Here is a 1,239-nt window from a genome sequence, read left to right on the forward strand (position 1 = left end):
GATTATCGGACAAAAATATGACGAATTTATAAAGGCTAAGAATGCAGCTAAGAAAAATGATGAAGTTTTAGAAAGATTAAACTCTTTAAATCATGAAAAGAAAGAAACAAATAAACCGAAAGATCTTAGAGCATTGTTAAGCGGTAACTCTAATAAAGATGAAGAGAAAACAAATGCTAGCTCAAATTTACGCGGTTTATTAGATAGATAGATAGAAAATAAATCTAAAATAAAAAACTCAAAGGAATTACTTTCCTTTGAGTTTTTTATATAGAAATCCCTTATATACCAATGTTTAGCGCTATCGAACGATTAGCAACGCATTTCTAGAATCGTACATATTTCTTAAAATCAATTACACATTTGATTAATTAATAGCTATGTTAAATGTAAAGGTTGATAGAATGGGTGCCCTATCTTTTATTTTTTGCCTTTTACATCAAAAACAAAAATTCAGTAAAAATGGATTATATTTCATCTGGCTTTAACGAGCTGCTTTCGGTATCAATCTATGAGGCATTCTGTTTACAGAGGACAATTGGATTACTCATTTTATTTATTGATTAGCAAAGTGACCACCAATGTTTTTTATGCTAAATCAACCAAAAACTATAACTTAGCCCAATCAATTAACACTGCGTACTCATCCTATTCTTTTTTTCTTCTACTCCCATTTGAGTTTGGTTACAATCCTCATTTTTTCGGGTCTTCCGTTTTCTCTAGATCTATCACCATTGCTTCTTCTGAATTTTTTCCTACTCGAGATCTGAGTTGAGTTTATATATTTAGATGATCTGGCATTTTCTTTTAAAATCTTATTGTATCAACACTTAACGCTCTCAAACGATGAGTAGCTCTGTGTTCGAACGGTACAAACGATGCGCAACTACAACAATCGATTACATAAATGAATCGTTTGAATGTGTAGTCTATCGGTAGTTAGCGTATAGAACGATTCGATTATGTATTTGAATCGATATAAATGATTGTTAATCGTTCAATTGGATATCGTTTAAGTGCGTTATTGTTAGCGCTGTGGTTCGTTTGCGAGAGTTTTTAATTGCGTTACCAAACGGTAACGCTGTAAAACGTTTGTTTCCGTTGATTTATCTAAGTGATTTAGGTAGTATTTGATTAGGAGTATCAAGGGAAGGAGAGTAACTATGGAAGAGATAAATGTGAAAGAGTTACTGATAGAGAACTTTAAAGATGACCCTATATATAAACTATGACAAATCA

At 31.7% G+C, this 1,239-nt stretch carries 1 protein-coding gene; it reads left to right on the forward strand.

Translation table 11 applies throughout. From position 1 onward, the window contains the following. Nucleotides 1–211 (forward strand): hypothetical protein (locus ACF1AK_RS36390; protein WP_391503088.1); only part of this gene is annotated, 211 nt, incomplete at its 5' end. Nucleotides 212–1,239 lie beyond the last annotated feature (1,028 nt).

Origin of the sequence: Kitasatospora sp. NPDC015120, assembly GCF_043080305.1 — a bacterium.
GTDB lineage: Bacteria > Actinomycetota > Actinomycetes > Streptomycetales > Streptomycetaceae > Kitasatospora.